The sequence below is a fragment of the Streptomyces sp. NPDC102514 genome, from assembly GCF_055584525.1.
Genome location: NZ_JBVJLW010000003.1, coordinates 627089 through 652219 on the forward strand (window position 1 = coordinate 627089; position 25131 = coordinate 652219).

Consider the following 25131-nt stretch of genomic DNA (forward strand, 5'->3'; position numbering starts at 1 on the left):
AGAGGGAACCCTCATGGATCTACTGAGCCTGGCCAGGACCGTCAAGGACCGGGTGGAGGCACCGATCACGGATGCGCTGGCCGTGGCGAAGGTCGTCACGGACCCGCGGACCCCCCTGTTGCTGGCGCTCTCCACGGTGGTGGTCACGCCCCTGTACCGGGCGGCCTTCCTGGCGTCCGCCTCGGGCTCGGGTGTGCTCCAGTGCCTGGCCGTGCGGCCCTGCGACCTGGACAGCCTGGTCGAGTATCTGGAGGTGCCCCAGGATCGGGAGCGGCTGCGTACGTGGCTCGACACCGGTGTCCGTCTCGGTGAACTCGACGTACGCGAAGGGTGTTACCGCCTCCGGAGCACCCTGGCCAAGATCCTGGCCCGGGCGGGGAACGACGCGGTGGCCGCAGCCCTCGAAGAGATCATGCGTTTCCATGTGCCCGCGCTGCTGGACGCGCCCCGGATGCTCAAGGAGGGCCGTCGTTTCTCCCTCGGCGACCAGGACGGCACGGTCATCGCCCGTTCCTCCCTGGCGCTGCAGGGCATGGTGCAGGAGGCCATCGACCGGCATCTGGAACGCGCCACCCCGATCCGGCTGCTGGAGATCGGCTGCGGGACGGGGGCGTACGTCCGTCACGCCGCACGGCTCAATCCCCGTCTGACCGCCCTCGCGGTCGACCTTCAGCCGGAGGTCGCCCTGGGGGCCGCCGCCAACATGGCCGAGTGGGGGCTGACCGACCGCGTGGAGACCCGCCAGGGTGATCTGCGCACCCTCGACCTCCAGCCCCAGTTCGATCTCGTCACCCTGCACAACAACATCTACTACTTCCCCGAGGCCGAGCGCGTCGAGGTGCTGGAGCGGGCCCGCTCCTTCCTGGCGCCCGGCGGCCGGCTGCTCCTCACCTCGTCGTGCCAGGGCGGCGGCAACGCAGGGCTCGACGTGCTCAACCTCTGGTTCCAGTACGCCGACTTCGGTGGCCCGCTGCCCCGGGAGGACGAGCTGGTCGCCCAGTTGGAGAAGGCGGGGTTCACGGACGTCCGGGCCGCCGGGGTCGTCCCCACACAGCCGTTCCGCGTGTTCGTCGCGACGAACGGCTCCACCGGCGTCAACGGCAGCCACCGCACCCACGTTCAGGCCTGACGGGCCAGGAGACCTCATCATGGACACACGCACGGCAAGCACTCCGGCCCCCGCTTCCTCCGCCACCTCCTCCCCTGCTCCCTCCCCCGCCCCCTCTCCCGCCTCACTCGTGGTCGTGCTCGGTCGCACGACCGGCATCGGCGGCGAGACCCTGGGCGGCAAGGCGGCCCGGCTCGGCGAGATGATCGAGGCGGGACTGCCGGTCCCTCCCGCGTTCTGCCTCACCACCGACCTGTTCGACCTGTTCCTGCGCGAGACGGGCCTCGGCGCGGAGATCCGGGCCGCCGAGGCACGCGACGCGGACCCCGGGGTCGTCCGTGAGCTGATCACGGCCCGCGAGATACCCGAGCCGCTCACCCGCGCGATCGTCGCCGCCTACGAGGAGTTGGGCAGGCCCCGGGTCGCGGTCCGCTCGTCGGCCTGCCGCGAGGACTCCGCCGCCCAGTCCTTCGCGGGCCAGCACGACACCGTCCTCGATGTGTCGGGCGACCAGGACCTGCTCGACGCGGTCAAGGTCTGCTGGGCCTCCCTGTGGTCGGACCGCGCGGCCGCCTACCGCGACGGGACGGGGCCCGCGGGCTCCATCGCCGTGGTCGTGCAGGAGATGGTCCAGGCTGACGTCAGCGGGGTGCTGTTCACCGTCGACCCCGTCGGCGCACGGCCCAACCGGCTTGTCGTGGAGGCCTGTTGCGGTCTCGGTGAGGGGCTGGTCTCCGGACGGGTGTCCAGTGACTTCTTCGTGGTCGACGACCGCACGCTGGAGGTGATCGAGGAACATGTGCGGTACAAGGTGACCAAGTGCGCGCCCCTCGCCCCCGGCCGGATCGGTATGACGAAGGTCGACGCGGCCGACCGCAACGCGCCCTGTCTGACCCGGGAGCAGCTGGGTGTGCTCGCCCGGCTCGCGGTCGAGGTCCGTTCGCACTACGGCACCGAGCAGGACATCGAGTGGGCCATGCGCGACGGGGAACTCCACCTCCTCCAGGCCAGGCCCGTCACCACGCGCCCGCCGGACAGGGCGACCGCGGACGGGGAGCGCAGCCCGTATCTCACGCGGCAGAGCGACCCCGTGCAGCAGGGCACGCTCTGGTCGCGGATGGACATCGGCGAGATCTTCGTCGGGCTGATGTCACCGCTCGGCCTGAGCTTCGCGCAGTACTACCAGCGCAATGTGCACGGAGACTGCGCCGCCGCGCTCGGGGTGCGGGACACCGGTGACGTGGGTCTGCAGATGGGCTTCTTCCAGGGGCATGTGTACTTGAACATCTCCTACACCGCCTATCTGCTCGGGCAGTGTCTGCCCACCCGCGACCAGCGCCACTTCACCAAGCGCTTCGTCAGCGAGGAGGTCGACCTCGCCGCGTACAAGAACCCCTTCGGCACCTTCCCCGGGGGTGTGGAGGATCTGCTGTCGACGGTGCACTGGGTGCAGGCCACGGCCACCGAGATGCTGAGCATGAAGCAGCGTGCCGAGGAGATGGCCGGCTCGCGGCTCTACGAGTTCGACCGCGCCCGGCAGCTCGACCTGACCCGGATGAGCCGCCGCGAACTCGACGCCGAACTGACCCGCTACCTCGGCTACTTCCACGACGCGCACGTCGGCTACATGCCCTACTACATCAACGCGTTCGGGTTCTACGGCATCCTCACCGAGCTGTGCGCGAGCTGGCTCGGCGCCGACGGCGACAATCTGCAGAACCGCATCAAGACCGACATGTCGAGCCTGCGGACCGTCGCGTCGGCGCAGGAGATCTGGGGTGTGGCCCAGGCCGCCAAGGCCAGACCGCGCGTACTGAAGATCATCGACGGGGCGCCCCTCGACGAGATCGAGGAACGGCTGCGCGGCGACGCCGAGGGCCGGGCGTTCTGGGACGCGCAGGTGGAGCCGTTCCTGCGTGCCAACGGCACCCGTGGGCGCCAGGAGATGGAGCTCACCCATCCGCGCTGGATCGACGACCCGTCGTACATCTTCCAGATGATCCGCCGCTATGCCGCCGACGGGATCTCCGTGGACGACCTCATGGGACGCAGCCGTGCCCACGCGGAGGGCGACGGCCGGGCGGTCCTGGAGAAGCTGCCGCTCGCCAAGCGGAAGGTCCTGGAGACCGTCATCTCCATGTACAGCCTGTGCAGTGAGCTGCGCGAGACCACCCGTATGTCGATGATCACCTCGATCTGGCTGGTCAGGAACGTCGTGTACGAGGTGGGCGGGCGGCTCGTCGCGGAAGGGGTCCTGCACTCGCCGGACGAGATCGCCTTCCTCGAATTCGAGGACGTACGGGCCTACCTGGCCGGTGACGCCACGGAACGTGAGGCGTTCTCCCGGGCCGAGCTGGACGAGCGGCGGCGCCTGCACGAGTACCACAACCGGCTGCCCGAGCCGCCGCTCACGTTCGTCGGCGAGCACGACATCACCCAGGCGGTGCGGCCGGCGGCCGACGGGACCCGGCTCGAAGGTCTGGGCTCCAGCCCGGGGCGGATCATGGGCCGCGCGCGGATCGTGGAGGACCTGGTCTGGCAGGCGGACGAGTTCCAGCCCGGCGAGGTGCTGGTCACCCGCTACACCGACGCGTCCTGGACACCGCTCTTCGCCATCGCCGGCGCGGTGGTCACCGACATCGGTTCGATGCTCTCCCACAGCTCGATCGTGTCGCGGGAGTTCAACGTGCCGTCCGTGGTCAACACCAAGCACGCCACGCAGCGCATCAACACGGGCGACCTGATCGTCGTCGACGGCGACACGGGTGTCGTGGAGGTCGTCGAAGGCTGAGCCCTCGTTGCCCGCCCCCCGCTCCCCGCTCCCCGCTCAGAAAGGCAGCAGGATGATCCCCAATCAGTGGTACCCGATCCTTCAGACCGGTGACATCAAACGTGACAGGCCCACCGGCGTACGACGCATGGGTGAGGAGCTCGTGCTCTGGCGCGACCTCGGCGGCACCCTCGTCTGCCAGAGCGCGCGATGCCCGCACAAGGGCGCCAACATCGCCGAGGGCCGGCTCAAGGGCAACACGGTCGAGTGCCCGTACCACGGCTTCCGTTACGACGCCGAGGGCACCTGCAAGGTCGTCCCCGCGCTCGGTGCGAACGCCCGGATCCCCCAGTCGCTCCAGCTGAAGACCTACCCGGTGCGCGAGCAGCACGGGCTCGTATGGCTGTGGTGGGGCGAGGCGCGGGAGCAGCTTCCCGAGATCGAGCTGCCCCACGAACTCGTGGGCAACCCGCGCCCGTACGAGACGATCTCCTGGACGCGGCCGGTCCACTACACCCGGTACATCGAGAGCCTGCTTGAGTTCTACCACGTGACCTTCGTGCACCGGGATCACTGGACGAACAACATCGACTACACGTTCATGTACGGCACCGCGCGCAATCTGTGGATGGACGGCCGGGAGCGGTACCTCGCCGCGAACAAGATCGTGAACCATGAGGTCGAGGTCGACGGCACCACGATCCGTTCCACCTTCGACCAGTGCGAGGAGGCGAATCCCGCCAACAGCGCGCACTTCGACCTCATCTACCAGGCGCCGGGCCTGACACATGTCAAGACCGGCCTGCTGGAGATCACGACCTGGCTCACCCCGATCGACGACGAGAACACGCTGGCGATCATGCGCCTGTACGAGTACCCGCAGTTGCGGACCATGGTGCCCATCAAGCCACTCAGGCCCTGGGTGTTGCGCGCTTCGCTTCTGATGGAGAAGCTCGTCCAGGATCCCCAGGACGTGGGCATCATGCTCCGGCAGGAGCCCAAGGTCAGTGAGCGCGGCGTGAACAAGTTCATCGCCGTGGACGAGATGAACGCCAAGTTCCTGCAGCTGCGGGACCGGCTCAAGGCCGAGGCGCAGGCGCGAGCGGGGGCGGATGCCGGGGCCGAGGCGACACCCACGGACACCCCGGAGACCCCTGTGGCACAGACCGCCAAGACACCTCCCGCGACCACCGACAGCGCCAACGGGAACGTGAATGGGAAGGGAAATGGGAACAGCAACGGCAACGGTTCGAAGAGTGCCCACGGCACCCGCCGGAAGCGGACCGGGCCGACGGACCGTGAGGACGGCCTGACGAAGGCCCGTTCCTGATGTACGGCAGGTACGACGCCTCGACAGGACCCAAGATCCTGGTGACCACGTGCAACGCGCTGGCTGTGGCGGCCTCGGGGTGGTTCCTGTCCGGTGGCACCGACGCGGTCGACGCCGAACCGCTGCGCCGGGGGCTGCTGTTCGCCCTCTCGGCGATCTACCTGCTGCGCTTCGTCGCCACGACCTTCGTCATGCTGAAGAGGAGCATGGAGTGGTCCGAGGCCGCGACCGTGGGCGTCTGGGTCGTCGTCATCCACGGCACGATGGCGTACGTGGGCGGCACCAACAGCTCTTCCGTGGGCGTGCTCACCTGGCTCGGGGTGCTGCTCTACCTGGTTGGTTCGTACCTCAACACGGGCGCGGAGTATCAGCGCAAGCTGTGGAAGCGAGCGCCGGAGCACAAGGGCAAGCTCTACACCGAGGGCCTCTTCAAGTACTCCATGCACATCAACTACTTCGGTGACGTCGTGCTCTTCACCGGATTCGCCCTGGTGACGGGCAGCCTCTGGGCCCTGGTCATCCCGGCGATCATGGCGTGCATGTTCTCGTTCATGAACATCCCCATGCTCGACAAGTACCTGGCCGAGCGGTACGGGACGGCCTTCGACGAGTACGCGAAGAAGACGGCGAAGCTGGTCCCCTTCGTCTACTGACCGGCAAGGCACGGCACGCCACACTGCACCACACATCGAACGGGACACCGCACGACGTAGGAGGAGACGCGCATGGCCGAGGCGGGCGACGAACGGTCCGGGACCGCGCAGGAGCGGGTGAGCCCGGCCGAGTTGTTCACGGAAGTGATCGCCCAGGGGCTGCTGACTCTCGCGCGGGGCCGCGACCTCCTCGACCGGTGCCTCACGGAGGACCAGAGCGTCGACGACTTCGGCTTCGATCCCGAACTCACCGACGACCTGATCCTCGCCCCCTTCCGGCCCCTGTACGAGAAGTACTTCCGGGTGACGGTGGAGGGGCTGGAGAACGTGCCGGGCGAGGGCGGTGCCCTGGTGGTGGCCAACCACTCGGGCACGCTCCCGCTGGACGCGCTGATGCTCCAGGTGGCCCTGCGCGACCGTCATCCCGCCCGTCGCGCGCTGCGCCTGCTGGCCGCGGACCTGGTGTTCGACCTGCCCGTGCTGCGCACACTGGCCCGCCGGGCCGGGCACACCCAGGCCCGGATGGACAACGCGCTGCGGCTGCTGGAGCGCGGCGAACTGGTCGGCGTGATGCCGGAGGGCTACAAGGGCCTCGGCAAGCCGTGCGGCGAGCGGTACCGGCTGCGGCGCTTCGGCCGGGGCGGCTTCGCGGCCGCCGCTCTGCGCACGGGGACACCGATCGTGCCGTGCGCCGTCGTGGGCGCCGAGGAGATCTACCCGATGGTCGCCGACGCCCGCCCCGTGGCCAGGCTCCTCGGGCTGCCGTACTTTCCGATCACCCCCACGTTCCCCCTGCTCGGACCGCTCGGTGCGATTCCCCTGCCGACGAAGTGGACGATCCGTTTCGGTACGCCCCTGCCGACCGACCACTACGCACAGGACTCGCTGGACGACCCGATGTTCGTCCACAAGATCTCCGACGAGGTCCGGGACACCGTCCAGGACATGCTCACCGAGATGGTCGGCGAGCGCCGGTCCCTGTTCGGGTAGGCCTTTTCGGACGGGTCCAGGTGTGTTCGGGCACGGACAGGCGCCGTCACGTGGGCCGTGAGCGGAAGGTGCGGCGGTAGGTGTCGGGCGGTACGCCGAGCGTGTGGTTGAAGTGGCGGCGCAGTGTCGTGGCGGTGCCCATGCCGGTGGCCTCCGCGATGGCATCGACACCGCTGTCGGTGGTCTCCAGCAACTCCTGGGCGCGGCGGATGCGTTGAGAGAGCAGCCACTGCAGCGGGGTGGTGCCGGTCGCCGCTCTGAAGTGGCGGCCGAGGTGGCGTGAACTCATCCCCGCCCGGCGTGCCAGGTCGTCCACGGTCAGCGGCTGGTCGAGGCGTTCGATCACCCAGGGCAGCAGGGCGGCGAGCGGGTGGTCGTCCCGGGCGGGTACGGGCGTGGCGACGAACTGGGCCTGCCCACCGGCCCGGTGCGGCGGTACGACCAGTCGGCGGGCCACCGCGTTGGCGACCGCCGAACCGTGGTCACGGCGGACGAGATGGAGGCACAGGTCCATCGCGGCGGCCTTGCCCGCGGAGGTGAGCACGCTGCCGTTGTCCACGTAGAGGACGTCCGGGTCGACCTGTACACGGGGGTGGCGGGCGGCCAGCACGTCGGTGTGCGCCCAGTGCGTGGTGGCGCGCCTGCCGTCCAGCAGTCCGGCGGCGGCGAGCACGAAGGCGCCGGTGCACAGGGAAGCCACCCGCGCGCCCGCCTCGTGGGCCGCGCGCACCGCGTCAACAAGTTCGCCGGGCGGGTCCTCGTCGACGTCGGCCCAGGCCGGGACGAGGACCGTGTCGGCGTGCGGCAGCCGGTCGAGCCCGTGGTCGGGTTCCAGCCGGAACCGGCCGACCCGCACGGCGGCGGACCCGCAGATCTCGACGTCGTACCAGGGGACGTCCACGCCCACCGGGGCGCTGCCGAACACCTCGCAGGCCACCGACAGTTCGAAGTGCAGCATTCCCTCCGTGGCGACCACAGCGACAGAACCCATGTCCGTAATTGTACGCAGCATGTCGTTCCGGACACTCACGACGAGGTGCCGGCGCTCGGCAGGATGATCTCAGCGGATCCCGAGCGGGTTCGCAGCAGGACCGATCAGCGGGTCCTGACGGACGTTCGAGCACGGGGAGCAGTCATGACATCCGGTCCGGGGCACACGGTGGCGGTGTTCGGCGCGTACGGGCACACCGGGCGGTTCGTGGTGGCGGAGCTGCTGGCGCGCGGGTTCGTGCCGGTACTCTCCGGCCGCGACGCGGACAAACTGCGGGCGCTGGCGGCGACCCGTCCCGGGCTCGACGTGCGGCCCGCCCCGGTCGACGATCCGGCCGCGCTCGACCGCGCCCTGGCCGGTGCGGCGGCGGTGATCAACTGTGCCGGCCCCTTCACCGTCACGGCCGCTCCCGTGATCGAGGCGGCCCTGCGCGCCGGGATCCCGTACGTCGATGTGGCGGCCGAGATCGAGGCGAACGCCGACACGCTCGCGCACTTCGCGGACCGCGCCCGCGCCGCCGGAACCGTGGTGGTGCCCGCGATGGCCTTCTACGGCGGGCTCGGCGATCTGCTGGTGACCGCGGCGATGGGTGACTGGACCGAGGCCGACGAGGCGCACATCGCCTATGGGCTGAGCGGCTGGCACCCCACCCCCGGGACCAGGATCGCGGGCGCGGCCGTCCAGGCGCGGCGCGGCGGGCAGCGCGTCCGCTTCCGGAAGGGGCGGCTTGAGTACCACCGGGACGGCCTGCCCACCCTCGACTGGCACTTTCCCGCCCCGATGGGCACGCGGACCGTCATCGGTGAGTTCACGATGGCCGACGTCGTCACCGTGCCCAGTCATCTGTCCATCCCCGAGGTGCGCACCTACATGACCACCGAGGCGGCCGGTGACCTGGCGGCCCCGGACACTCCGGCGCCCACCGCCGTCGACGGGAGCGGGCGGTCCGCGCAGACCTTCCTCGTCGATGTCGTCGTACGCTCCGGTGGTGCCGAGCGCCGGGCCACGGCCTCGGGGCAGGACATCTACGCCGTCACCGCGCCCCTCGCCGTGGAGGCCGTCCACCGGATCCTCGACGGCCGGACCGGCCGGACGGGTGTCGCCTTCGCCGGTGCTGTCTTCGACGCCCCCGACTTCCTCGACGCGCTCGCCCCGCACATCACGTACTCGACGACAAAGTAGCCTGCGGCGTCGGGGCGTGGGGCGGCAACTACCCACCGGCGTACAGCGATTGGCTCTATGCATAGGGTGTGGGCTGCGACAGCCGCCCACACCGGTGCGGCGGTCACGCACGAGAACGCAGTCGAGGGGAAAACCGCCGTCCGATGAACCAGATCCTGTTTGCCGGGGCCATAGGCCTGTTCCTGACACTCGGCGGCACACCACTGCTGATCAAGTTGCTGGCCCGCAAGGGCTACGGCCAGTTCATCCGTGACGACGGGCCCCGCGGCCACCACGGCAAGCGTGGCACGCCCACCATGGGTGGCATCGCCTTCATCCTGGCCACCCTCGCCGCGTACGTCCTGACCAAGGTCATCACGGGTGAGCCGCCGACGTTTCCCGGTGTGCTGGTGCTGTTCCTGATGGCCGGCATGGGGGTCGTCGGATTCCTCGACGACTACATCAAGATCGTGAAGCGGCGTTCGCTGGGGCTGCGGGCCGGTGCCAAGATGGCGGGCCAGCTGATCGTCGGCATCCTGTTCGCCGTCCTGGCGATCCGGTTCGCCGACGACCGCGGGCTGACTCCCGCCTCCCTGAAGCTGTCGTTCGTGACGGACTTCGGCTGGACCATCGGGCCGGTGCTGTTCGTCGTATGGGCCCTGTTCATGATCCTGGCCATGTCCAACGGCGTGAACCTGACCGACGGCCTGGACGGGCTCGCCACCGGCGCCTCGGCGATGGTCCTCGCCGGCTACACCTTCATCGGCCTGTGGCAGTTCCAGAACTCGTGCGCCAACGCGATGAACCTCACCGACCCCGGCTCCTGCATCGAGGTACGCGATCCGCTCGACCTGGCCGTCGTCGCCTCCGCGCTGATGGGTGCCTGCATCGGGTTCCTCTGGTGGAACACCTCACCCGCGAAGATCTTCATGGGTGACACCGGTTCGCTCGCCCTGGGTGGCGCGCTGGCGGGTCTGGCCATCTGCTCCCGCACCCAGCTGCTGCTCGCCCTCCTCGGCGGGCTCTTCGTCCTGATCACCCTGTCCGTGGTCATCCAGGTCGGCTCGTTCAAGCTGACCGGCAAGCGGGTCTTCAAGATGGCCCCGCTGCAGCACCACTTCGAGCTCAAGGGCTGGTCCGAGGTCCTGGTCGTGGTGCGCTTCTGGACCATCCAGGGGATCTGCGTGATCCTCGGGATCGGCGTGTTCTACGCGGGCTGGGTGGCGGGCTGAGCCCTTCCGGCCCGCCCGTGCATACGTCGTCGACGCGGCGGCCCGCGATTCTCGGTACCGCGACCGTCCCCTCGGCTAACCTCCGGGGGTGAGCACCGGACGGGAAGACCCGGAGACCGAGAGCTGGCTGGCGGACACCCGGGCGTCCTACGACGCCGACGCCACCGACTACGCGGACGAGACACGGAACCTCCTGGCCGAACTGCCGCCCGAGCAGGAGGTCATGGCGCTGTTCGCGGAGTCGGTGCGGGCGGCGGGCGGCGGGCCCGTCGCGGACGTGGGGTGCGGGCCCGGGCGGATCACCGCCCACCTGAGGGACCTCGGCGTGGACGCCTTCGGCATCGACCTGTCACCCCGGATGATCGAGGTGGCTCGCAGCGAGCACCCCGGCCTGCGGTTCGAGGTGGGCTCGATGACTCAACTCGCCCTCGCGGACGGCTCCTTGTCCGCCCTGCTCTCCTGGTACGCGATCATGCACGTCCCCGATGAAGCGATCGGCGAGGTCCTGGCCGGCTTCCACCGGGTACTACGCCCCGGCGGCCTGCTGCTCCTGGGCTTCCACGCCGCCGGCACCTCACCACCCAAGTCGCAGGATCCCGACGAAGCCTGGCCGGAGTCCTACGGCCACCGCCGCCGACCGAGCCAGGTAGCCACGTGGCTCACCGAAACAGGCTTCACGGTCGAAAGCCACCCCACCATCACCTCGGCGGCACGCACACTCGGCGGAGTACTACTGGCACACCGCTGACGCTCCGACCGGGAGGGTCCACCGTCGCCGGTGACGGCTTACGGCTTACGGCTTACGGCTTACGGCCGACGCCCTACGCGTCCTGCCGTGTGGAGTCGGGCGAGGTGTTCGTCGTGAGTGGGGTCAGCCAGTGGATTTCCAGGTCTTCTCGCAAGTAGTCCATGCGGGTTTCCTGGAATCTGGCGAGGTCGGGCTGGGTCATGTGGCTGCGTAGGTCGTCGCCGGAGCGCCACAGCTCGTAGAAGACCAGCGTGGTGGGGTCGGTGGCGTCGCGGTGCACCTGGTACTGCCAGGAGCCCGGTTCGGCGCGGGTCCGCTCGACGAACGAAAGCAGCAGCCGTTCCAGTTCGTCGGCGCGTTCCGGGCGGGAGCGGGCGAATCCGTAGATGCCGATGGGGCCAGGTGTCTCAGGTATGACGATGTCCATACCTCGGAGGCTAGTCATGCATCGAGGTATGATGCAAGCCGTACCTGAAGCGGGCAGTCCGGAGGAGGATCGTGGACCTGGGGAAAGTGTTCGCCGCGCTCGCGGACGACTCCCGGCGGAAGGTGGTCGCCTCGCTCGCAGCCGACTCCGAGGATCAGGAGCACGCCTGCGGGTCGTTCGACCTTCCGGTCAAGAAGGCCACACGCACGCATCACTTCCGGGTGCTGCGGGAGGCGGGCCTGGTGGTGCAGCGCGACCATGGCAACGGAAGCACCCTGCGACTGCTGAGGACGGACATCGAGGAGCACTGCCCCGGACTGCTCCGCATCCTCGTCGCCGAACGCGATGAACCAACTGGTCAGGGTGAGCCGGGAGAGTCGTCCGAGGAGTCACCCCTCGGCGGCTAGGGCCTGTCTACTTCACATTGCCGGTGAACACGGCGGTCTTCGACTCGTAGTCGGGTGCGACTTCCACCTGTAAGTACTGCTGGTCCTTGGGGAGTTCGCAGGCCCAGACGACGGAGAGGGAGCGCCCGGCGAGGATGCGGGTCTCGGGAAGGCCGTCGAGCCCTTCGTCGAAGATGGCGTCACCTTCCTTGCCCTCGTCGCCGTAGGCACAGTTGACGCTGAGTTCGTCGGCGTTGACACTCTCGTCGGACCCGTTCACGATCTTGATGGTGAACTTGGCGTACGGCGTGTTCCCCGGGGACGCGTAGTCGCTCGACGTACCCCGCGAGAACTTCGACAGGCTGACTTCCACGTCGTTCCCGTAGGCGACCGGTTCGCTGAGGCTGTACACGCCGTCGCCGGACTCCTCGGCGGCCGGCCGGGCGTCGTCCTCGGCCGCGGCGGGCTCGTCGTCCGGCGTGGTGACCTCGGTGACCGTGACGGTTGGGCCCGGTTCGGCCGCGCCGTCACGGCTGCCGCTCACCGCGATGCCCGTGGCGACGACGGCGACGACGACGGCAGCCGCGGAGCCGATGACGACCGCGTTCGAGTGGTTCTTCTTCGGGGGCGGCGGGAGCGGCGGAGGGTGGAGGCCCGGCGCGGGCGGCGGCGTCGACTCGTGGCTCATGTGTCCCCCTGTGCGGTGCTGCTGAGGGATGCATCATGACGTTGTGAGCGAGCCTTGTGGACCCTCTGTGGCCAAATAGTTCTCATGATGCGCGAGCGATGTCCGAATCCCGCGCCGGCCGCCGTCGACGGCGGCTCAGGATCCCGCCAACCGCCGTGCCAGGTACGGCGCCGTCGCACTTCGGCGTGCTTTCGCCACCTTTGCCGGAGGGCCTTCGGCGACCACCCGGCCGCCCGCGTCCCCGCCACCGGGCCCCAGGTCGATGATCCAGTCGGCGGTGGCGATGGTGTCCAGGTCGTGTTCGACCAGGACGACCGTGTTGCCCGCGTCGACGAGCCGGTGCAACTGCCGTAGCAGCAGGGCGACATCGGCCGGGTGGAGTCCGGCCGTCGGCTCGTCGAGGAGATAGAGCGCGTGGCCGCGACGGGCCCGCTGCAACTCCGTGGACAGCTTGATCCGCTGGGCTTCCCCGCCACTGAGTTCCGTCGCGGGCTGGCCCAGTCTCAGATACCCCAGTCCCACTTCCCGCAGCGTCTCCAGGCTCCGTGAGGCGGCCGGGAGGTCGGCGAGGAACCCGGCGGCCTCGTCCACGGGCATGGCCAGCACGTCGGCGATGTTCTTACCCCTGTAGGTGACTTCGAGCGTCTCGGGGTCGTAGCGCGCGCCGTGGCAGGCCGGGCACGGGGCGTACGTGCCGGGCAGGAACAGCAGCTCGACCTCGACGAACCCCTCCCCCTGGCAGGTCTCGCAGCGGCCGTCCGCGACGTTGAAGGAGAACCGCCCCGCCGAGTACCCGCGCTCCCGTGCCTCGTCGGTCGCCGCGTACAGCTTGCGGACCGCGTCGAACATGCCGGTGTACGTGGCCAGGTTGGAGCGGGGCGTCCGGCCGATGGGCCGCTGGTCGACCCGTACCAGCCGGTCGAAGGAGTCGAGCCCCGACGCGTCCCGCAGATCGACCTCCAGCTCCGCGCCCCCGCCCGAGCCCTCGTCCCCTTCCGGGCCTCCGCCCTCGTCCGGGCCCTGGCCCAGGTGGCGGCGTACGACCTCGGCGAGCACCTGGGTCACCAGCGTCGACTTCCCGGATCCGGACACACCTGTCACCGCTGTCAGCACCTGCAGAGGGATGTCGACCGAGACGTCCCGCAGGTTGTGCCGGGAGACCCCGCTCAGGCGCAGCCGGCCCCGCGGTTTCCGCGGGCGGTGCCCGACCGGCGGGGCGTGTCCGAACAGATGGCGGCCGGTGGCGGACTCCGCGACCTCTTCGAGGCCGGGCACCGGACCGCTGTACAGGACCCGTCCGCCGCCCTCGCCCGCCTCGGGGCCGATGTCCACCACCCAGTCCGCCCGTCGCACGACGTCCATGTCGTGTTCCACGACGAACAGCGAGTTGCCCGCCGCCTTGAGCCGGTCCAGCACGTCCAGCAGGGGCTCCGCGTCGGCCGGGTGCAGTCCGGCGGAGGGCTCGTCGAGTACGTAGACGACGCCGAACAGTCCGGAACGGAGCTGGGTGGCGATGCGCAGCCGTTGCGCCTCGCCGGGCGACAGGGTCGTCGAGCGGCGTCCCAGCCCGAGATAGCCGAGGCCGAGCCCGAGCAGCACCTCGATCCTGGCGACCAGGTCCGCGCAGATGCGTACCGCGACCTCGTTCGTCTCCCCGGCCGGGTCCGTCGTGGTGGCCGCCTCGGCGCCGGGCAGTTCGGCGACGGGCCGCAGCAGCTCGACGACCTCGGTGAGGGGCAGCGCGTAGACCTCGGCGATGGAGCGTCCCGCGAAGGTCACCGCCAGGGCCTCCCGCCGCAGTCCGCTGCCCTCGCACTCCGGGCAGGGCCCACTCCGCACGAAGCGCATCGCCCGTTCCCGCATCCGCTCGCTCTTGGAGTCGGCGAGGACATGCATGACATGGGCGCGGGCGCTCCAGAACATGCCGTGGTAGCCGTAGTCGATCCGGCCGGCCTCGGGCTCGATCAGAACGGACGGCTGTTCATCGGTGTACAGCAGCCATTCCCGGTCCTTCTTCCTGAGCCGCCGCCACGGCTTGTCGATGTCGATGCCCAGACCGCTCACGACGCTGCGCAGGTTGGCGCCCTGCCAGGCACCGGGCCAGGCCGCGATGGCGCCTTCGCGGATGCTCAGGGAGGGGTCCGGTACGAGCAGGTCCTCGGCCACGTCGACGGCGGCCCCCAGCCCGTGGCACCGCGTACAGGCACCGGCGGCGGTATTGGGTGAGAACGCCTCGGCGGGGAGCCGCGGGGCCCCGTCCGGGTGGGTGCCGGCACGGGAGTACAGGATGCGCAGCAGGTTGCTCAGCGTGGTGAGCGTGCCGACCGTGGACCGCGAGCTGGGGGCACCGTGCCGCTGCTGCAGGGCGACCGCGGGAGGCAGTCCGGAGATCTCCTGGACATGCGGGGCACCGACCTGCTGGAGCAGCCGCCGGGCATAGGGCGCGACGGACTCGAAGTACCGCCGCTGGGCCTCGGCGTAGAGCGTTCCGAAGGCCAGCGAGGACTTGCCGGAGCCGGAGATCCCGGTGAAGGCGACCATGGCATCGCGGGGAACGTCCACGTCGACGTTCTTGAGATTGTGCTCGCCGGCACCTCTGACATGCACGAACGGGTCGGACGCACCACACTCCACAACCCCTCCTCACCGAACGCCTCCGCCCCCGCACCTCCAGCGTGACCCGTCCGCCGCACTTCGGCACCCGGGGCCCGCCCGATGAAATGCCGGGGCGCAGCCCCGCTTTTCAGGGGCGCGGGGAACTGCGCGCCCGGCCCCCACCGAACCCGCACCCACCCCCCGACGAAACCCCCCGCCCCCCCCCGGCAGGGACACCGCTTGCCCACTCAGGTACCTACTAGGTACCATCCGCATATGCCGTCCTTGAACATCACTTACAGCGACGAGGAGATGCAGGAACTGCGCGCCGCAGCCGCAGCCGCAGGCACCTCCCTCAAGCAGTACGTCCACGACCTCTCCCTCCGCGAACGCCAGCGCCAGCAGTTCGTGCGCTACGCCGTCTCCTGGGGCGAGCTGCAGCGCGCCGAGTTCGACGAGGCGTTCCCGGACGAGATCCCCCCGGCCGGCCGCCACCAGGGAGCCGAAGCCGCCTGATGCTCCATGTCGACATCGCCTGGCTGCTCGACATCCAGGAGCAGGCCGTCCCCGAGGACGTGACGGTCGGGGACTACTCGGCCCTGGTGGCCGCGGTCGCCCGCCACAAGACCCGCATCCCCCGCCCCGGCCTCGCCACGCCGGACGCGTCCTGGCGGGCGGCGGCGCTCCTGCACACGATCGTCCGGCTGGAGCCGCTGCCGTACCGGAACTCCCTGTACGCCTGCCAGGTGGCCGTCGCCTACATGCACACCTCCGCCGAGGGCATCGATCCGCCCTACGGGGCGCTGGTGGAGCTGGTGCGCGACATACAGGCCCGCAAGGCCACGGTCTACCAGGCCGCCGACCGGATCCGTACCTGGCGCATCTGACGCGTCCGACGCCGGGCGGGCCGGCCGGCCGGCTGAAACCTGGCAGCACACGCAGGCCGCCCGGTGAGCAGCGGGGAGGCATCTCACCGGGCGGCCCTGGCGCACGACGTCAGACGCAGCCCGCGGGAATCGCCCGGGACACGTCGTCGATCAGGGCTTCATGCGCAGCCTTGACCCGCTGCACATCGGGCTTGACGACCGCACGGTCGTACGTGATCAGCCCGTTCAGCTCGCCCTCGACGTCCGCGATCTGGGTGTACACCGCGCCGTTGCCGCCCTTGCAGGCCAGGGCGTGCACCTCGGCGAGTTTGGTGAGGTAGTCGTCGGTGTAGGTGGCCGGGTCGACGTCGACGTAGGACTGCTGCACCGACCAGGCGTGTCCGGGCACGGCCAGTCCGAGGCCGCCGTACTCACCCATGACCTGGGCCCGTCTGCCGTCCGGATGCGGTGGCAGGGCGGGGCTCGGATAGCCGTGCTCGTCCATGATGTCGCCCGTACCGCCGTCGGCGCCGAGGTTGAGGCCCGACTGGTTGTTGACCAGGCGCGTCGGGTCCCAGGCCTTGGCCTGTGCGGCGATGCGGCCCACGTCGTACTGGCCCCATCCTTCGTTGAAGGTGACCCACATGACGATCGACGGGCTGCTGATGTGCTCGTCGATCATCTGCTTCATCTCGCGCTCGTAGGTGGCGCGCGCGGTGGCCGACGGGTTCACGCCCGCCGTCATGGCCGGCATGTCCTGCCACACCATCAGGCCCAGTTTGTCGGCCCAGTAGAACCAGCGGTCGGGTTCGACCTTGATGTGCTTGCGGACCGAGTTGAAGCCCATGGCCTTGTGCATCTTCAGGTCGTACGCCAGGGCCTTGTCGCTCGGGGCGGTGTGCAGGCCGTCCGGCCAGAAACCCTGGTCGAGGGTGGCCATCATGAAGACCGGCTTGCCGTTGAGGACGGTACGAGGGGTCCCCTCGACGTTCTCCACGGCGATGGACCGCATACCGAAGTAGCTGCCGACACGGTCGGAGCCGACACTGACCTTCAGGTCGTACAGGAACGGGTCGTCGGGCGACCACAGCCGCGCGTCGCGGATCTTCAGGGTGAGCGGGCTGCCCGTGCGTCCGGAGGCGGTGGCCACCTTGCGCTTGCCCTCGTACGCCGTCGCGGTGACCGGAACCCCGTCGCGTACCCCCTTCGGCGTGACCGTCAGCGTGCCGGCGGTCACGTCCGGGGTGAGGGCGAGCGAGTCGGCGTGGTCGGCGGCGACGGGCTCCATCCACACGGTCTGCCAGATACCGGAGGACGGGGTGTACCAGATGCCGCTCGGGTCGAGGCGCTGTTTGCCGATGGGCGGGTTCTCGCCGTTCGCGGCGTCCGTCGGGTCGTAGACGCCGACGATCAGCTCCTGGGTGCGGCCCGGCTTGAGGGCGTCGGTGACGTCGGCGCTGAACTTGTCGTACCCGCCCTGGTGGTCGGCGACCTTCGTGCCGTTGACGTAGACCTCGGAACGCCAGTCGACCGCGCCGAAGTTGAGCCGCAGACGCTGCTTCGAGCCGATCTTCCAGTCCTTCGGGACGGTGAAGGTGCGGCGGTACCACATGCGGTCCTCGTGCCGTTCGATGCCCGACAGCTGGGACTCGACGGGGTACGGGACGAGGATCTTCTCGGCGAGCTTCTTCCCCACCGGGGGCTGCTCCCCCGCCTCGGCGGCGGCGAACTGCCAGCTGCCGTTGAGGTTCTGCCAGTTGTCACGGGTGAGCTGCGGCCTCGGGTACTCGCGGTGGGCGTTGGCCGGGGTGACGTCCTTGCCCCACTTGGTGCTCAGCTGGTGGGTCGAGCGGTTGGTGCCGCTGCTCCAGAAGGACTTGACAACGTTGCCGTCCTTGGCGGAGAGGCCCCCTGCCCCGTCGTAGCGCACATCGGCGCTGCCGCGCGCGGTGCCCGCCTTGTTGCCGACCACGGGCTCCTTGAGCGCGATCAGCAGGGACCTGGAGTCCGCGGGGTCGAGCCTGATGCGGCCGAGCGGCCAGGTGGCTCCGCCGATGACCGCGTCCAGGTGGTCGATCAGACCGGCCTCGGGCGCCTTGAGTTCCTGGGCGAAGTCGAGCCGCAGGGTGCGGCCGTCCTGGAGGACGGTGGTGGCGATGGCCCCGTCGTAGTCGTAGCCCGCGGGCAGCAGGAACGCCGACTGCGGGATCGCGGTCTTGGTGCCGCCGGGCGGGGTCCAGCGCAGATGGAGGTTGGAGCCTCCGTAGTGCTCGAAGTACTCGACCTTGATGTCATAGGCCGTGCCGGCGGTCAGCTGCACCGGTTCCGCACTCTGTTCGCGGTCCCAGTCGTCGACCCAGTGGTCGATGGTGAGTTTCCCGTCGACCCAGAGGCGGAAGCCGTTGTCCCCGATGATGGAAAAGGTGGTGGGGCCGGTCTTCTCGGGCACGATCCGGCCGGTCCAGCGCACGCTGACGTCGTCCGACTTCCCGGTAGCGGCCCGCAGCCGGGACTCCAGGTTGTCGAAGTCGAGCTGCGCGTCCATCCCGGTGGCCTTGAGCTCGTGGAAATCGAAGGCGCCGGGGGCGGACTGGGTGTAGTACTCCCCCTTGAGGCCGTGGACCTCGACAGGGTCCTCCACGGCTGTCGCGACCGGTGCGGCGGCCAGTCCCGCGGCCCCGAGTAACACCGCGAGGAACAGGGCGAGTCGTTGTCTGAGCTGTATGCGTGATCTGAGCGATCCGAGTGACTTGAGTGAGGTGATGCGCACGAATCCTCCTAGGGAGCTTCTGACGAATCTCCGCGGCGCCGGGACACCCGGTCGTGGCGGTGTCGCGACGCCCGGCACGCGCCCCCCGTCCGGGGACCGGCTTCACCCGGCCCGGTCGGGGGTCCCACGCCCTTCAGGCAGTGCGGAAGCACCGAACGCCACTCCCCCGCGGAGGCCCACCGGAAGCCACCCGGGGCTGTGTCCGCAGAGTTCCGCCTGCCCCGCGGTCCGGGCGGACGACGGGGCTCTGCGGACACGTCCTAGGGTGAGGAAGGGTGGCGGCTCGGAGCTTCAGTCTGTACAACGTTGGAAGCAGAGGCAGTTGGCATGAGAGCACGGGCTCCCACCCGCTGTCCAGGTTCATGACACAGCTCCGGTCGCGGAGTTCCCGTCGATGCCGAGGAGATCCCTTGCGGGTCAGCCTGAAGGACGTGGCCGAACGGGCCGGCGTCTCGATCAAGACCGTTTCCAACGTCGTGAACAACTATCCGCACATCACCCCAGCGATGCGCGCCAAGGTCCAGGAGGCGATCGACGAACTCGGCTACCGGCCGAACCTCACCGCACGGCATTTGCGCAAAGGCCGTACGGGCATCATCGCGCTGGCCGTCCCCGAGCTGGGGAACCCCTATTTCGCCGAGCTGGCGGGCGCGGTGATCGATGCAGCCGCCGAGCACGAGTTCACGGTCCTGCTCGACCACACACGGGGTGAGCGCCAGCAGGAACTGCTGGTCAGCCAGGGTTTCCGGGCCCGGGTGATCGACGGGCTGATCCTCAGTCCGCTGGAGCTGGAGGCCGAGGATCTGCAGGGCCGGGCCGACGACGTGCCCTTGGTACTGCTCGGCGAGCGCGAGTACGGTCTGCCCTTCGACCACATCGCGATCGACAACGTCGCCGCCGCGCGGGCGGCGGTGCGTCATCTGCTCGACCGCGGCCGGACCCGGATCGCCTACCTCGGGGTCCGCACGGACTCCGCGAACCGGCCCGCCCATCTGCGGCTCGACGGCTGGCGGGCGGAGCTGGCGGCGGCGGGCCTCACCCCCGACGAGGACCTGATCGTGCCCGTCGGCGGCTGGGACCGGGACGACGGCGCCCGGGCCATGGCCGAGCTGCTGGACGCGGGTCATCGGCCCGACGCGGTCTTCGCCTTCAACGACCTCATCGCGATCGGCGCCATGCGGGTGCTGCACGAGCGCGGGCTCAGGGTGCCGTGGGACATCGCCGTGGTCGGCTTCGACGACATCGCCGAGAGCCGGTTCGGAGCCGTTTCGCTGACCACCATCGCGCCGGACAAACAGGCGATCGCCCGCCTCGCGGTGGCCTCCCTGCTGCGCAGTCTTTCCGGGCGCCAAGACCCCGGCGGACGCGAACTCACGGCGGAGTTCCGGCTGGTGGAGCGGGAGAGCACCCTCGGGCGGCGCTGACGGCGGGTCGAACGAATCGGTCGAGATTTCGGACGGAGGGGTTTACACGACCTCTCCAACGATGTAAAAACCTCCCCTGAACGCCGTGCACGCCGTATCGACCGTCAAGTGCCGAACTACCCGGGAGCGCTCTCAGCTCCAGGGCCGCGCCGTTTGGGGATCTCCATGAAGTCGACCGCATCTTCTCGTCGCACCACCGCTCGCGCTCTCCTCGCCACCGGCATCCTCACGAGCCTGGCACTCACCGGATGCACCAAGTCCGAGGACTCCTCCGACGACAAGGCCACCGAGCAGCAGGCCGACGCAGGTCAGGAGGTCGCCTCGCCGAGTGCCGGCTCCGGGCCCTCCTGCACCATCGACACGTTCGGGGGCGAGAAGCTCGACCTCAAGAACGCCACGGTCGGTTTCTCGCAGTCCGAGAAGGAGGCCAACCCCTTCCGGATCGCCGAGACCGCCTCGATCAAGGCCGAGGCGAAGAAGCGCGGCGTCAAGCTCCTCACCGCCAACGCCCAGTCGCAGTTCTCCAAGCAGATCAGCGACGTGCAGGACCTCATCGCCAAGGGCGCCGACGTGCTGGTCGTCGCCCCGCTCAACTCCGACGGCTGGGAGCCGGTGCTCAAGACGGCGGCGGCCAAGCACATCCCGATCGTCACGGTCGACCGCAAGATCAACGCCGAGGCCTGCAAGGACTACGTGAGCTTCATCGGCTCCGACTTCGTGGAGCAGGGCAAGCGGGCCGCCGACCAGATGATCGAGGCGACCGGCGGCAAGGGCGAGATCGCCATCCTGCTCGGCGCGGCGGGCAACAACGTCACCACGGAACGCACCAAGGGCTTCGTGGACCAGATCAAGGCGGAGGCCCCCGGCCTCAAGGTGGTGTTCCAGCAGACCGGTGAGTTCGCCCGCGAGAAGGGCCAGTCGGTCACCGAGAACCTCATCCAGTCCAAGCCCGGCATCAAGGGCATCTACGCCGAGAACGACGAGATGGGCCTCGGCGCCGTCAACGCCCTCAAGGGCGCGGGCAAGAAGGCCGGCGACGTGAAGATCGTGACCATCGACGGCACGCGCAACGCCGTCCAGGGCATCGTGGACGGCTGGATCAGCGGTGTCGTCGAGTCCAACCCGCGCTTCGGTCCGCTCGCCTTCCAGACCCTTGACAGCTTCACCAAGGGCGACGAGGTCGCGCAGGACATCGTCATCAAGGACACCGAGTACACCGAGGCCAACGCCGAGTCGGACATCGCCAAGGCCTACTGAGATGCTCTCCGTCACTGGCGTGTCCAAGCTCTTCCCCGGCGTGAAGGCGTTGTCCGACGTGGACTTCACCGCTCGCGCCGGGGAGGTGCACGCCCTCGTCGGCGAGAACGGCGCGGGCAAGTCGACCCTGATCAAAGTGCTCACCGGCGTCTACCAGCCGGACGCCGGTGAGGTCGTCCACAACGGCTCACCGGTCCGCTTCACGACCCCCCTGCAGGCCCAGCAGGCAGGCATCTCCACCATCTACCAGGAGGTCAACCTCGTCCCGCTGATGAGCGTGGCGCGCAACCTCCTGCTCGGCCGTGAACCGCGCGGCCGGCTCGGCCTCATCGACTTCCGCCGTATGCACCGGGAGGCCGACGAGGCGCTGCGGGGCCTCGGCATCCGCGTCGACGTGAGCCGGCCGCTGCGTGAACTGGGCGTCGGCGCCCAGCAGATGGTGGCCCTCGCACGGGCCGTCGCCATCGACGCACGAGTCGTGATCATGGACGAACCCACCTCCTCGCTCGAACCGCGCGAGGTGCGCACCCTGTTCGACGTGATCGGCATGCTCCGCGAGCGCGGCATCGCGGTGGTCTACGTGAGCCACCGCATGGACGAGCTGTACGAGATCTGCGACGCCGTCACCGTGCTGCGTGACGGCCGGGTGGTACACACCGGGCGGCTCGCCGACCTCGACCGGCTGAAGCTGGTCTCGCTGATGCTGGGCCGGGAGATCGGCGAGGTCCGCAGCGAGGGCCTCACCAAGTTCACCGGCTCGCACCAGGCAGCCGCCGAACCGGTGCTGCGCGCCGAGGGACTGACGATCCGTCACCAGCTGAAGGACGTGTCGCTCGCCATCCGTCCGGGCGAGGTGGTGGGCCTGGGCGGACTCCTCGGCTCCGGCCGCAGCGAGACCGCGCGGGCGATCGCGGGGGCGCTGCCGACCGACTCCGGGCGGGTGTCGGTCGGCGGCACGCCCGTGCGGACCGGCTCCACACCGGCCGCGATCCGCGCCGGCATCAGCCTGCTGCCGGAGGACCGCAAGGCCGAGGGCATCTCGCCCGGCCTGTCGGTACGGGAGAACATCGCGCTGGCCGCCCTTCCCGGACTCTCACGATTCGGTCTGGTGGACAACGCGCGCGTCGACAAGGTCGTCGACATGTTCGTCAAACGGCTGCGCATCAAGTCCGCGGGGCCGCACCAGAAGGTCGGTGAGCTCTCCGGCGGCAACCAGCAGAAGGTGCTGCTGGCCCGCTGGCTCGCCATGCACCCGAAGGTGCTGCTCCTCGACGAGCCCACCCGGGGCATCGACGTGGGCGCCAAGGCGGAGGTCCAGTCCCTCATCGACGAACTCGCCGAGGAGGGGCTCGCCGTGCTGCTGATCTCCTCCGACACCGAGGAACTGATCGAGGGCAGCGACCGGATCATCGTCCTCAAGGACGGTGTGGTGGTCGACGAGCTGACCGGCGACGCCGTCACCGAGGACGCGCTGATGCGCGCCATCGCCGCCGAGCCCTCGGCCCCCTCCGAAGCGGCGGACCTCCCCGCATCTCCGGGTCCCCCGACATCGCCCGACTTCTCGAAGAACGCGGAATCCGCTGGGAGCGCCCATGACTGACCTGACGCTCATCCGCGGTCAGGTGGACCGCGAGCGGCTGCTGCGCCTGCTCCAGGAGTACGGCGTCTACGCGGGCGTCGTGGCTCTGCTCGTCTTCAACTTCGTCTTCACCTCGAACTTCGTCTCGGCGGAGAACTTCCGCACCCAGGCCGTCCAGGTCGCGCCGGTCCTCATCGTCGCGCTCGGCATGGCACTGGCGATCGGCACCGAGGGCGTCGACCTGTCGGTGGGCTCGGTGATGGCCCTGTCCACCTCGTTGCTGTCCCTGTATCTCGGCTACGGCCCCTGGCTCGCCGTCCTCATGGCGGTGGCGGGCGGCATCGTGATCGGCCTGGCGAACGGTTCGCTGATCGCCTTCCTGGGCGTCCAGCCGATCGTCGCCACCCTGGCCCTCATGGTCGCCGGCCGCGGGATCGCCCTGGTGCTGCTCCCGCAGCTGGAGGACGTACGCGATCCGGGCATGGCGTCGCTCGGCTCCGGTGACGTGCTGGGCGTGCCGTACCTCGTCCTCATCGCGGCGGGGCTGGCACTGCTGGTGGCCTTCGTGGTGCGCCGCACCACCTTCGGACGCCAACTGCTCGCCGTCGGCGACAGCAGGCCCGCGGCACGCCTCGCGGGGCTGCCGGTGCGCCGGGTCCTCATCGTGGTGTACGCGTGCTCCGGCGCGCTGGCCGCGGTGGCGGGCGTCCTGGCCACCGCCCGGCTGACGGCCAGCGATCCGACCTCGCTGGGCAACCTCATGGAACTGTCGGCGATCACGGCGGTGGTCGTCGGCGGCACTCCCCTGTCCGGGGGGCGCGTACGCATCGGCGGCACGGTGGCCGGGGCCGTACTGATCCAGCTGCTGACCACCACGCTCATCAAGCACGACCTGCAACCGTCGTGGACGCAGATGGCCCAGGCCGTGGTGATCATCGCCGCCGTCTACGCGGCCCGTGAACGGGGGAAGCGATGACCATCGGGACCACAGAGGCCGAGAGGCGGCCGGCCCCAGTCCACCAGGAGCCCGAGAAGGTCGACGCGCCCACCCGCGCCGAGCGCTTCAGCGCCCTCGCGCAACAGCACGGTGCCCTGGTCACCCTGCTGGTGGCCATGGTCGCGGCGTCACTGAGCTTCGACACCTTCCTGACCGGTGACAACCTGGAGAACATGGCGCTGTCCTCGGCCTTCCTCGCCGTGGTCGCGCTGGGCATGACGTTCGTCATCGTCACCGGCGGGATCGACCTGTCGGTCGGCTCGCTCTTCGCACTCGGCGGGGTGCTGGCGGCCTGGGGTTCGCAGTACGGCACGGTGGTGGCCCTGCTGCTCCCGCTCGCCGTGTGCGGACTGATCGGGGTCGTCAACGGCCTGCTCATCGCCCGGTCGGGCCTCGCCCCCTTCATCGTCACCCTGGCCGCCATGCTCGGGGCGCGCGGCATCCTGCTGGCTATCACCGACGAGGGCTCGAAGACCTACCTCGTCGACAAGGACTCGTTCTTCGCGACCCTCGGACAGGGCTCGCTGCTCGGCATCGGCGTACCGATCTGGATCACGGTCGCGCTGTTCGTCCTGGGCGCCGTCGTCCTGCGCCTCACCCGATTCGGTCAGTACGTGTACGCGGTCGGCGGCAACGAGGACGCGGCGGCCCTGATGGGTGCCCCCGTGGCCCGTACGAAGATCACCGTGTACGCCGTGTCGGGACTGTGCGCCGGTCTCGCGGGCGCGCTCAATGCGGCCTGGCTGGTGTCGGGCGTGACGATCCTCGGTTCGGGCATGGAGCTGGAGGCCATCTCGGCGGTCGTCATCGGCGGCACCCTGCTGTCCGGCGGCTTCGGTTTCGTCAGCGGTTCCCTGGTCGGTGTGCTCCTGCTGAAGGTGATCCAGAACGTGATCAACCAGATCGGCTCCCTGGACTCCGCGTACCAGCAGGTGGTCAGCGGTGCCTTCCTCGCCGTGGTCGTGGTGGCCCAGACCTGGCTGGGACGCAGGCGCCGGGTGCTGTGAACCGGTCCCGTCCGGGCGGCGTCGTCGCCGCCCGGACGGGACCGAGCCATGTCAGGTGCGCCGAGCATCCTCGTCGTCCTTTTCCACGCCCCGCGCGCAGAGCCGCCGCGGGGCGTCCGTGCAAGCCCTCTCGGCTGCCGGGTGTCCACCCG

General features: G+C 69.7%; 21 protein-coding genes. 16 read left to right on the plus strand and 5 right to left on the minus strand.

Annotated features, from left to right (window positions below):
- Nucleotides 1-13 precede the first annotated feature (13 nt).
- The 5 genes from ACZ60E_RS10895 (at nucleotide 14) to ACZ60E_RS10915 (ending at nucleotide 6851) form a co-directional block, all read left to right on the plus strand.
- Nucleotides 14-1129, plus strand: coding sequence for an SAM-dependent methyltransferase (locus tag ACZ60E_RS10895; protein ID WP_469439510.1), 1116 nt, complete (start codon nucleotides 14-16; stop codon nucleotides 1127-1129).
- Between the two features lie 19 nt (nucleotides 1130-1148).
- The gene (redH, locus tag ACZ60E_RS10900; protein ID WP_469439512.1) at nucleotides 1149-3899 is read left to right on the plus strand and encodes an undecylprodigiosin ligase RedH; all 2751 of its coding nucleotides are present in this window, start codon (nucleotides 1149-1151) and stop codon (nucleotides 3897-3899) included.
- A 52-nt stretch (nucleotides 3900-3951) separates the two neighbouring features.
- On the plus strand, nucleotides 3952-5208 hold the full coding sequence (locus ACZ60E_RS10905; protein WP_469439514.1) for a Rieske 2Fe-2S domain-containing protein: 1257 nt from the start codon (nucleotides 3952-3954) through the stop codon (nucleotides 5206-5208).
- Nucleotides 5208-5861: a methyltransferase family protein gene (locus ACZ60E_RS10910; RefSeq protein ID WP_469439516.1), complete on the plus strand. Its 654-nt coding sequence runs from the start codon at nucleotides 5208-5210 to the stop codon at nucleotides 5859-5861. The genes ACZ60E_RS10905 and ACZ60E_RS10910 overlap by 1 nt, the downstream gene beginning before the upstream one ends.
- A 72-nt stretch (nucleotides 5862-5933) precedes the next feature.
- Nucleotides 5934-6851: a lysophospholipid acyltransferase family protein gene (locus ACZ60E_RS10915; protein ID WP_469439517.1), complete on the plus strand. Its 918-nt coding sequence runs from the start codon at nucleotides 5934-5936 to the stop codon at nucleotides 6849-6851.
- A 46-nt stretch (nucleotides 6852-6897) separates the two neighbouring features.
- On the opposite strand, the gene ACZ60E_RS10920 is transcribed toward ACZ60E_RS10915, so the two are convergent.
- The gene (locus ACZ60E_RS10920) at nucleotides 6898-7842 is read right to left on the minus strand and encodes a helix-turn-helix domain-containing protein (RefSeq protein WP_469439519.1); all 945 of its coding nucleotides are present in this window, start codon (nucleotides 7840-7842) and stop codon (nucleotides 6898-6900) included.
- 144 nt (nucleotides 7843-7986) lie between these two features.
- Here ACZ60E_RS10920 and ACZ60E_RS10925 point away from each other — a divergent pair, with 144 nt between their 5' ends.
- The 3 genes from ACZ60E_RS10925 to ACZ60E_RS10935 all read left to right on the plus strand — a co-directional run bounded on the left by ACZ60E_RS10925 (nucleotide 7987) and on the right by ACZ60E_RS10935 (nucleotide 10983).
- Nucleotides 7987-9024, plus strand: coding sequence for a saccharopine dehydrogenase family protein (locus ACZ60E_RS10925; RefSeq protein ID WP_469439521.1), 1038 nt, complete (start codon nucleotides 7987-7989; stop codon nucleotides 9022-9024).
- A gap of 143 nt (nucleotides 9025-9167) precedes the next feature.
- Nucleotides 9168-10235, plus strand: a complete 1068-nt coding sequence (mraY, locus tag ACZ60E_RS10930) for a phospho-N-acetylmuramoyl-pentapeptide-transferase (protein WP_384802288.1) — start codon at nucleotides 9168-9170, stop codon at nucleotides 10233-10235.
- A gap of 88 nt (nucleotides 10236-10323) precedes the next feature.
- Nucleotides 10324-10983, plus strand: a complete 660-nt coding sequence (locus tag ACZ60E_RS10935; RefSeq protein ID WP_469439523.1) for a class I SAM-dependent methyltransferase — start codon at nucleotides 10324-10326, stop codon at nucleotides 10981-10983.
- A 73-nt stretch (nucleotides 10984-11056) separates the two neighbouring features.
- On the opposite strand, the gene ACZ60E_RS10940 is transcribed toward ACZ60E_RS10935, so the two are convergent.
- Entirely contained in the window at nucleotides 11057-11410 is a 354-nt protein-coding gene (locus ACZ60E_RS10940; RefSeq protein ID WP_469439524.1) for a putative quinol monooxygenase, read from the minus strand.
- 71 nt (nucleotides 11411-11481) lie between these two features.
- Here ACZ60E_RS10940 and ACZ60E_RS10945 point away from each other — a divergent pair, with 71 nt between their 5' ends.
- On the plus strand, nucleotides 11482-11817 hold the full coding sequence (locus tag ACZ60E_RS10945; RefSeq protein ID WP_469439526.1) for an ArsR/SmtB family transcription factor: 336 nt from the start codon (nucleotides 11482-11484) through the stop codon (nucleotides 11815-11817).
- A 7-nt stretch (nucleotides 11818-11824) separates the two neighbouring features.
- Here ACZ60E_RS10945 and ACZ60E_RS10950 read toward each other — a convergent pair whose 3' ends face one another.
- On the minus strand, nucleotides 11825-12484 hold the full coding sequence (locus ACZ60E_RS10950) for a hypothetical protein (protein ID WP_469439528.1): 660 nt from the start codon (nucleotides 12482-12484) through the stop codon (nucleotides 11825-11827).
- A gap of 135 nt (nucleotides 12485-12619) precedes the next feature.
- The gene (gene uvrA / locus ACZ60E_RS10955) at nucleotides 12620-15118 is read right to left on the minus strand and encodes an excinuclease ABC subunit UvrA (protein WP_469439530.1); all 2499 of its coding nucleotides are present in this window, start codon (nucleotides 15116-15118) and stop codon (nucleotides 12620-12622) included.
- Nucleotides 15119-15355: 237 nt separating this feature from the next.
- On the opposite strand from uvrA, the gene ACZ60E_RS10960 reads away from it, so the two are divergent.
- Together ACZ60E_RS10960 and ACZ60E_RS10965 are read left to right on the plus strand one after the other, a co-directional pair.
- Complete coding sequence (locus ACZ60E_RS10960) at nucleotides 15356-15595, plus strand: hypothetical protein (protein WP_107017285.1); 240 nt, start codon at nucleotides 15356-15358, stop codon at nucleotides 15593-15595.
- A complete protein-coding gene (locus ACZ60E_RS10965; protein ID WP_210894310.1) occupies nucleotides 15592-15966 on the plus strand; it encodes a toxin Doc in 375 nt (124 codons plus the stop codon). Before ACZ60E_RS10960 ends, ACZ60E_RS10965 begins: the two co-directional genes overlap by 4 nt.
- 109 nt (nucleotides 15967-16075) lie before the next feature.
- Here ACZ60E_RS10965 and ACZ60E_RS10970 read toward each other — a convergent pair whose 3' ends face one another.
- Complete coding sequence (locus ACZ60E_RS10970) at nucleotides 16076-18715, minus strand: PA14 domain-containing protein (protein WP_469439533.1); 2640 nt, start codon at nucleotides 18713-18715, stop codon at nucleotides 16076-16078.
- Between the two features lie 410 nt (nucleotides 18716-19125).
- Here ACZ60E_RS10970 and ACZ60E_RS10975 point away from each other — a divergent pair, with 410 nt between their 5' ends.
- The 5 genes from ACZ60E_RS10975 (at nucleotide 19126) to ACZ60E_RS10995 (ending at nucleotide 24979) form a co-directional block, all read left to right on the plus strand.
- Entirely contained in the window at nucleotides 19126-20139 is a 1014-nt protein-coding gene (locus ACZ60E_RS10975; protein ID WP_107017287.1) for a LacI family DNA-binding transcriptional regulator, read from the plus strand.
- 165 nt (nucleotides 20140-20304) lie between these two features.
- Complete coding sequence (locus ACZ60E_RS10980; RefSeq protein WP_384802312.1) at nucleotides 20305-21396, plus strand: ABC transporter substrate-binding protein; 1092 nt, start codon at nucleotides 20305-20307, stop codon at nucleotides 21394-21396.
- Between the two features lies 1 nt (nucleotide 21397).
- A complete protein-coding gene (locus ACZ60E_RS10985; RefSeq protein ID WP_469439536.1) occupies nucleotides 21398-22996 on the plus strand; it encodes a sugar ABC transporter ATP-binding protein in 1599 nt (532 codons plus the stop codon).
- The gene (locus tag ACZ60E_RS10990) at nucleotides 22989-23951 is read left to right on the plus strand and encodes an ABC transporter permease (protein WP_107017290.1); all 963 of its coding nucleotides are present in this window, start codon (nucleotides 22989-22991) and stop codon (nucleotides 23949-23951) included. The genes ACZ60E_RS10985 and ACZ60E_RS10990 overlap by 8 nt, the downstream gene beginning before the upstream one ends.
- Nucleotides 23948-24979 carry an ABC transporter permease gene (locus ACZ60E_RS10995; protein ID WP_384802319.1) on the plus strand — a complete coding sequence of 344 codons (1032 nt, stop codon included), beginning with the start codon at nucleotides 23948-23950 and terminating at the stop codon, nucleotides 24977-24979. The genes ACZ60E_RS10990 and ACZ60E_RS10995 overlap by 4 nt, the downstream gene beginning before the upstream one ends.
- Nucleotides 24980-25131 lie beyond the last annotated feature (152 nt).

What these genes read in the sequence shown, in the direction of transcription:
- ACZ60E_RS10895 (WP_469439510.1), top strand. Translation starts at nt 14, where the DNA reads ATGGATCTACTGAGCCTGGCCAGGACCGTCAAGGACCGGGTGGAGGCA.
- redH (WP_469439512.1), top strand. Translation starts at nt 1,149, where the DNA reads ATGGACACACGCACGGCAAGCACTCCGGCCCCCGCTTCCTCCGCCACC.
- ACZ60E_RS10905 (WP_469439514.1), top strand. Translation starts at nt 3,952, where the DNA reads ATGATCCCCAATCAGTGGTACCCGATCCTTCAGACCGGTGACATCAAA.
- ACZ60E_RS10910 (WP_469439516.1), top strand. Translation starts at nt 5,208, where the DNA reads ATGTACGGCAGGTACGACGCCTCGACAGGACCCAAGATCCTGGTGACC.
- ACZ60E_RS10915 (WP_469439517.1), top strand. Translation starts at nt 5,934, where the DNA reads ATGGCCGAGGCGGGCGACGAACGGTCCGGGACCGCGCAGGAGCGGGTG.
- ACZ60E_RS10920 (WP_469439519.1), bottom strand. Translation starts at nt 7,842, where the DNA reads ATGGGTTCTGTCGCTGTGGTCGCCACGGAGGGAATGCTGCACTTCGAA.
- ACZ60E_RS10925 (WP_469439521.1), top strand. Translation starts at nt 7,987, where the DNA reads ATGACATCCGGTCCGGGGCACACGGTGGCGGTGTTCGGCGCGTACGGG.
- mraY (WP_384802288.1), top strand. Translation starts at nt 9,168, where the DNA reads ATGAACCAGATCCTGTTTGCCGGGGCCATAGGCCTGTTCCTGACACTC.
- ACZ60E_RS10940 (WP_469439524.1), bottom strand. Translation starts at nt 11,410, where the DNA reads ATGGACATCGTCATACCTGAGACACCTGGCCCCATCGGCATCTACGGA.
- ACZ60E_RS10950 (WP_469439528.1), bottom strand. Translation starts at nt 12,484, where the DNA reads ATGAGCCACGAGTCGACGCCGCCGCCCGCGCCGGGCCTCCACCCTCCG.
- ACZ60E_RS10960 (WP_107017285.1), top strand. Translation starts at nt 15,356, where the DNA reads ATGCCGTCCTTGAACATCACTTACAGCGACGAGGAGATGCAGGAACTG.
- ACZ60E_RS10980 (WP_384802312.1), top strand. Translation starts at nt 20,305, where the DNA reads ATGAAGTCGACCGCATCTTCTCGTCGCACCACCGCTCGCGCTCTCCTC.
- ACZ60E_RS10985 (WP_469439536.1), top strand. Translation starts at nt 21,398, where the DNA reads ATGCTCTCCGTCACTGGCGTGTCCAAGCTCTTCCCCGGCGTGAAGGCG.
- ACZ60E_RS10990 (WP_107017290.1), top strand. Translation starts at nt 22,989, where the DNA reads ATGACTGACCTGACGCTCATCCGCGGTCAGGTGGACCGCGAGCGGCTG.
- ACZ60E_RS10995 (WP_384802319.1), top strand. Translation starts at nt 23,948, where the DNA reads ATGACCATCGGGACCACAGAGGCCGAGAGGCGGCCGGCCCCAGTCCAC.